Annotated in this window: 5 protein-coding genes and 1 pseudogene; 4 read left to right on the forward strand and 2 right to left on the reverse strand. The window is 73.0% G+C overall.

What is annotated here, in order from left to right; translation table 11 throughout:
• Positions 1–1,436, forward strand: a pseudogene (locus DEI84_RS15815) (hypothetical protein); the annotation flags it as partial.
• 30 nt (positions 1,437–1,466) lie between these two features.
• On the opposite strand, the gene DEI84_RS15365 reads toward DEI84_RS15815, so the two are convergent.
• A complete protein-coding gene (locus DEI84_RS15365; RefSeq protein WP_110891519.1) occupies positions 1,467–2,324 on the reverse strand; it encodes a LysR substrate-binding domain-containing protein in 858 nt (285 codons plus the stop codon).
• A gap of 123 nt (positions 2,325–2,447) precedes the next feature.
• On the opposite strand from DEI84_RS15365, the gene DEI84_RS15370 reads away from it, so the two are divergent.
• Complete coding sequence (locus DEI84_RS15370; protein WP_258371805.1) at positions 2,448–3,773, forward strand: MFS transporter; 1,326 nt, start codon at positions 2,448–2,450, stop codon at positions 3,771–3,773.
• Between the two features lie 135 nt (positions 3,774–3,908).
• On the opposite strand, the gene DEI84_RS15375 is transcribed toward DEI84_RS15370, so the two are convergent.
• Positions 3,909–4,556: an NAD(P)-dependent oxidoreductase gene (locus DEI84_RS15375; RefSeq protein WP_110891521.1), complete on the reverse strand. Its 648-nt coding sequence runs from the start codon at positions 4,554–4,556 to the stop codon at positions 3,909–3,911.
• A 113-nt stretch (positions 4,557–4,669) separates the two neighbouring features.
• Between DEI84_RS15375 and DEI84_RS15380 the strand changes: the two genes are divergently transcribed.
• Together DEI84_RS15380 and DEI84_RS15385 are read left to right on the forward strand one after the other, a co-directional pair.
• Positions 4,670–5,035 (forward strand): helix-turn-helix domain-containing protein, encoded by a 366-nt coding sequence (locus tag DEI84_RS15380; protein ID WP_110891522.1) that lies wholly within the window; start codon positions 4,670–4,672, stop codon positions 5,033–5,035.
• A gap of 49 nt (positions 5,036–5,084) precedes the next feature.
• Complete coding sequence (locus tag DEI84_RS15385; protein WP_110826070.1) at positions 5,085–6,116, forward strand: NADPH:quinone reductase; 1,032 nt, start codon at positions 5,085–5,087, stop codon at positions 6,114–6,116.
• Positions 6,117–6,377: the final 261 nt, after the last annotated feature.

Below are 6,377 nucleotides of genomic sequence, written 5' to 3' on the forward strand. Positions count from 1 at the left end.
AGATGTGTATAAGAGACAGCCCGAACGCCGTCGTCCCCGACTTCCCGCCGACCCCCGAGCTGCTGCCGCCGGCTCCGACGTCGCCGAACGTCGACACCCTCCCCTTCTCGGCCGTCGCGGAGGCGCGTGTGACCGTCGCCGGGCTCGGACCGGCCGAGGCGACCGCCACACCGGCAGGCACCCGGGACCCTGCTGCGGACCGCACCGCCGCCGGCGATCCCCGCGCCACAGGGCGACACGGTGCAGCGCGTCGGAGCGCAACGGATGCCCAGGCCTCCGCCGGGGCGATGGCGATGCCCGCGGCTCCCGTGGTCGGCGCGGCGCATGCGTCCGCAGCGCCCGTCGGAGCGCTCGCGGACACCGGCGACACCCGGTCCGCGGCGCCCGTGCCTGCCCCGGCAGGACCGGTCGCCTCGCAGTCCTGGTCCGCGACCCCCGATGCCGGGGTCCCGACCGCTCCGACGGCCGGGCCGGCAGCGCGCTCCGCCGGACGTGGCGCGACCACCGCGACCCCGGCCGCCCCGCCGGCTCCCGCGTTCCCCGTCGTGCCGGCAGCAGGACAGCCGCGGTTCTCGGTGCCCGGACTCGAACACGTCGTCGTCGAGGGCGGCGAGCCCGAGGCCGTCGGACCCATCGGGTACCGCACGCCCGCCCGCTTCGCCCGGCAGCAGGCGCGCGTGATCCCGCCGGCGGTCACCGCTCCGCCGACGTTCGACGCCGTGCTCGCCACCCCGGCGCCGACCACCGCCGCACCCTTCCCCGGTCCGGCGTCCGAGCCGCACGCCGTGGCGCCGGTCGTCCCCGCGGTCACGCGGGCCCTGCCGTCCGTCGCGCCGGCCACAGCGGAACCGGCGAAGGCTGCTGCGTCCGACGGCGAGGCGACCCACGCCCCGACCCCTGCCCGGGAGCACCGGAACGCCGACCGCAGCCGCGGCGCGAACACCCGTCGGGGCTTCCTGCCGAAGCGTCGTCCGGCCCAGCCGACGAAGGCGCGGTCCACCGCGGTCCCCGTCGCCGCCGGGACGACCGCGCAGCCGCAAGCCGCTCCGCCGGTGACGCCGGTGACGGGAGCCGACACGGGCCTCCAGGCCGGAACCGGTGCGTCCGCCACGCGCGCTCGACGTCCGATCGGCGCGACGCCGGGTGCCGTGCTCGGTGCCCTGGCCGGTCTCGCCACGCTCGGTCTCGCCGCCTGGTGGTTCACAGCCCCGGCGACCGTGCACGCCGTCGGCGTCCTGCTCAGTGTGCTCGCGGTCGTGGTGTCCGTGGTGACGATGCGGAACCCCGCGTCCACCTGGCAGCGGCCGGTCGCCCTGCTCGGCACCGTGCTCGGCGCGGTCGGGACCCTCGTGTTGCTCTGGGCCGTCGCCTCCGCACTCGGTGCGCCGCTGCCGGACCTGACGGGCACGGGGGCCACGCCGACGATCGCGCCCTGACCCTCCCGCTGACGGCGGGGACGACCCCCGTCACACCGCGCGGACGACGCCCCGGGAGAGGATCGCGTTCGTCAGCGCCTCGATCGGCTCGCGTTGCACGGTCGGGTTCGCGATGAGGACGTAGTCGACCGCGGGCAGGTCCGGCAGCGACAGCCGCTGCGACACCTTCACCAGGTCGGCCGGGATGAGCGAGTGTGGGAACACCGCGACGCCGATCCCCGCCCGCACCGCGGCGAGCACACCGTTCACGTCACGGGTGTTGCAGGTGATCCGCCACGTGCGCCCGGCGGCCTCGAGCGCGTCGATCGCCATCTGCCGGCTGATGCTCGGCGCCTGGTACGCGATCAGCGGCACCGGGTCGTCGGTTTCGAGGGCGATGCCGTCCTGCGCCATCCACACCATCTGGTCCGAGGCGACCCGGGTGCCCTCGGCGGACTCCCCCGCCGTCCGCTTGATGAACACGAGGTCGAGCTGACCCGCGTGCACCCGTCGGAGGAGCGGCGCGGACTGGTTCACCGTCAGCTCGAGGTCGACCTGCGGGTGCAGCTTCCGGAAGTCCCGGAGGATGCGCGGCAGCTGCGTGATCGCGAGGTCGTCGGCCGCGCCGAACCGGAGGCGACCACGAGCCGCCACCCCGGAGAAGTACGCGTCCGCGGTCGCGTGCGCCGCCAGGATCGTCCGGGCGAACCCCGCCATCGCGTCGCCGTTGTCGGTGAGCCGGACCCCGCGGGTGTCCCGTGCGACGAGGGTCCGGGCGACCGCTGACTCGAGCCGGCGCACGTGTTGCGAGACGGTCGGTTGGCTGATGCCGAGACGGAGGCCGGCCTGCGTGAAGCTGCTCGTCTCGGCGACGGCGAGGAAGGTCCGGAGCAGGACGGGATCGAGCACGGTGGGCCCTTCATTCGACATCGCAATGGAGTGATGCCGATCATAGGAGGATCGAATGGACCGGGAGCGGATAGTTTCGACCGGGTACCGTTCCCGCCCTCGACAGCCGGAGTCCCCCACACCGTGCGTCCGTCCCCGACGACCGTCCATCCGCCCACCGAGCCGCTCCCGATCAGCACGACACCGCCTCCGTGGCGGCGGTCCTTCATCGCGCTGTCGGTGCCGAACTTCCGGCTCTTCACCGCCACCAACCTGGTGGCGATGACGGCGGGGTGGATGCAGCGCATCGCGCAGGACTGGCTCGTGCTGCAGCTCACCGGCTCGGTCGCGCAGGTCGGCATCACGGTCGCATGTCAGTTCGCCCCGATGCTGCTGTTCGGGCTGCTCGGCGGGGTCTTCGTCGACCGGTACTCGAAGCGCGCGCTGATGATGATCACGCAGGGCGCTTTCGCGGTGCTGTCCCTGCTGCTCGCCGTCCTCACCCTGGCCGGGGTCGTGGAGGCGTGGCACATCTGGGTGATCGCGTTCCTGGTCGGCATGGTCACCGTGATCGACAACCCGGCGCGGCAGGTGTTCGTCACCGAGATCGTCGGTCACCAGCACCTCCGCAACGCGATCAGCGTCAACTCGTCGGTGTTCCAGCTCGGCGGGATGATCGGTCCGGCGTTGTCCGGCATCCTGCTCGTCGCCGTCGGGGCGGGGTGGTCGTTCGGCATCAACGCCGCCGCCTGTGTCGCGGTGGTCGTGACGCTGGGGTTCCTCCGCGTCTCCGAACTCCACCGCACACCGCCGGCCGCGCGGGCGAAGGGGCAGCTCGTCGAGGGGCTGCGGTACGCCGCCGCGAAGCCGACGATCATCGTGCCCGTCGTCCTGCTCGCGTTCTTCTCCGTCTTCGCGCTGACGATGCCCGTGCTGCTGTCCGCCTTCGCGTCCGACGTGTACGGCGTCGGCGCCGGCGGCTACGGCCTGTTCAACTCCGCCGTCGCGGTGGGAGCGTTGACCGGCGCCGTCCTCTCCACACGACGGGCGGTGGTCCGGCTCCGCACCATCGTCGGCGGGGTGTTCTGGACCGGGCTGTTGCTCGTGGTGGCCGGGTCGGCGCCGACGATCGCGCCGTTCACCGTCCTGCTCGTCGTGGTCGGCCTGTCGCAGCTGCTCTTCATGACCGCGTCGAACTCGCTCGTCCAGCTGTCCTCGAACGTCGCGATCCGCGGGCGGGTGATGTCGCTGTACGTGCTCGTGCTGCTCGGTGGTCAGGCGATCGGCGGCGCCGTCATGGGTCAGGTCGTCGACCGCTTCGGCGCGCACGTCGGGATGATGGTCGCGGGCGGCGTGCCCGCCGCGGCCGCCACGGTGATCGCGTTCGTCCTCGCCCGACGCGGCGGCCTGCACCTGGAGATGCGGATGCGTCACCACCTGCCGCTGCCGACCATCGTCGGCAACCGCTGACACCACGGACGGTGTGCCCGCGCCGCCGGAACCGGACCGGCGCGCCAGCGGCCGGGCCGCCGTGACGGACGGGAGGCCCGTGACCAGTTGGTCACGGGCCTCCCGTCCGTCACGTGGTGACGTGGACAGCTGCGCTCAGTAGGCGACGCCGAACCGCGCCTGGTGGTGCTTCGGCTCCTCGATCTCGTCGACGACCGCGATCGCGTAGTCGGCGCCCGAGATGTCCGAGTTGCCGTCGGCGTCGGTGAGGAGCACGTCGTCCGAGGTGCGGTACGTGCCACGACGCTCCCCCGGGTTGTAGCTGCCGAAGGCGGCGGCGGGGCTGACGTAGAACCAGTCGACGTCGGTGCCACCGGCGCGGAGTGCCTCGAGGACCTGGCCGTGGCTCTTCGCCTCGCCCTTGAAGGCGTCGGGGAACTCGGCCGTGTCGTAGAGGGCCGGGCCGCCCTCGGCGACGAGCAGCGAACCGGCGCCGCCGACGATGCCCAGGCGTGCACCGGCAGCGGCCGCGGCGTCGACGAAGTGCTGGAACCGGTCCTTCAGCTCGGTGCCGTCCGACTGGACCGCGTGCAGGGCGACGATGACGACGTCCGCGTCCTTCGTGACGTCGCTGACGAAGCCGGCGTCGAACGCGTCCCCCTGCGCGAGCGTGAGGTGCTCGGCGGCGTCGAGCTTCGTGGTGTCACGCGCGACGGCGACGACCTCGTGCCCGCGGGAGAGGGCTTCGCGGACGATGGCGGACCCGGCGTACCCGGTGCCTCCGAAGACGACGATGGTGGACATGCGAGCTCCTTCGTGGTGGTGGTGCCGACGCGGTGGCGCGCCGTGCCACTCACTGTACGGGTGTTACTCTCTCCGAGTAAGTAGGCACCTCGTGGTGCGTGACGGAGGTCGGGATGAGCGCGCTCGAGTACAGCCCCTACGCGGCGGACTGCCCCTCGCGGCAGCTCCTCGACCGGATCGGGGACCGCTGGAGCGTGCTGACGATCGGCGCCCTCGCGGACGGGCCTCGTCGGTACTCCGCCATTGCCACCCGGGTGCAGGGTGTGTCGCAGAAGATGCTCACGCAGACGCTCCGGGCCCTCGAACGTGACGGCTTCGTCACCCGGACGGTCTTCCCCGAGATCCCGCCGCACGTGGAGTACGAGCTCAGCGACACCGGCCGGTCGCTCCGCGCCGTGCTCGTGCCGCTCGAACAGTGGGCGATCGACCACATGGACGGCGTCGCCGAAGCGCGCTCGGGGTACGACTCCCGCTCCTGACCACACCCGGTCTGGAATCCTCGCCGACCGCGGGTGGTTGCGTGGAGGCATGCGATCGATCGTCTACTCCCAGCCCGGAACGTCCGCCGTCCTCTCCCTCGCCGACCGTCCGGTCCCCGAGCCCGGTGCCGGTGAGGTCCGCGTCCGCGTCGTCGTCTCCGGGGTGAACCCCACCGACTGGAAGGCGCGACAGGGCGGCACGTACGGCGACGGCCTGCCGTTCCCGGAGATCACGCCGAACCAGGACGGTGCCGGCGTCGTCGACGCGGTCGGCGACGGCGTCGAGGGCCTGTCCGTCGGTGACCGCGTCTGGCTGTTCATGGCCGCCGCGTCCCGCCCGACCGGCACCGCGCAGGAGTTCACCGTCGTGCCCGCCGCCCGCGTCGTCCCGCTCCCGGAGGGCGTCTCGTTCGACGTCGGTGCCAGCCTCGGCGTGCCGGCGATGACCGCGCACCGTGCGCTCACCGTGCACGAGGACGGCCCGACCCGCCTCTCGCCCGGTGCCCTTTCCGGCAAGACCGTGCTCGTCGCCGGCGGCGCGGGGGCCGTGGGACACGCCGCGATCCAGCTCGCCAGCTGGGCCGGCGCCACCGTCGTCGCCACGGTCAGCTCGGAGGACAAGGCGGCCCTCGCCACGGCGGCCGGGGCCCACCACACGGTGAACTACCGCGAGGACGGCGCCGCCGACCGGATCCGCTCGATCGCCCCGGACGGCGTGGACATCGTCGTCGAGGTGTCGATCCCGGCGAACGCCGACCTCGACGCTGCGGTCCTGGCGAACCACGGCGTCGTCTCGATGTACGCGGACAACGGCGGAGACGCGGCGTCGATCCCGGTGCGGCCGAACATGGGCATCAACGCGCGCTACCAGTTCCTGCTGCTGTACACGATCGGCGACGCCGCCCTCGCCGCCGCCGCTGAGGACATCACCGCCGCACTGCGCGACGGTGTCCTGCCGGTCGGCGAGGAGGCCGGGCTCGCGCTGATCCGCTTCCCGCTCGAGGAGACCGCAGCAGCCCACGATGCGGTGCAGGGCGACGCGGTCGGCAAGGTGCTCATCGACGTGCAGTCGGCGGAGTAGGTCGCGCTGCGCGGTGCTCTTCGGCGCCCCGCTCCGTGGTGCGCTTCGGCACCGCACAACAGGGACCGGCTCGAACCACCGGAATCGGCGGTTCGGGCCGGTTCTCGTTGTGCCGGTCCGAGCGGCGCCGGGAGGCGCGGGGCGGCGGCGATCCGCGCCTCCCGGCGCCGCTCGGACCGGCACAACGAGAACCGGCCCGAACCACCGGAATCGGCGGTTCGGGCCGGTTCTCGTTGTGCCTGTCTCTTATACACATCTCCG

Source organism: Curtobacterium sp. MCBD17_023 (genome assembly GCF_003224415.1).
Classification (GTDB): domain Bacteria; phylum Actinomycetota; class Actinomycetes; order Actinomycetales; family Microbacteriaceae; genus Curtobacterium.

What these genes read in the sequence shown, in the direction of transcription:
- DEI84_RS15385 (WP_110826070.1), top strand. Translation starts at nt 5,085, where the DNA reads ATGCGATCGATCGTCTACTCCCAGCCCGGAACGTCCGCCGTCCTCTCC.
- DEI84_RS15380 (WP_110891522.1), top strand. Translation starts at nt 4,670, where the DNA reads ATGAGCGCGCTCGAGTACAGCCCCTACGCGGCGGACTGCCCCTCGCGG.
- DEI84_RS15375 (WP_110891521.1), bottom strand. Translation starts at nt 4,556, where the DNA reads ATGTCCACCATCGTCGTCTTCGGAGGCACCGGGTACGCCGGGTCCGCC.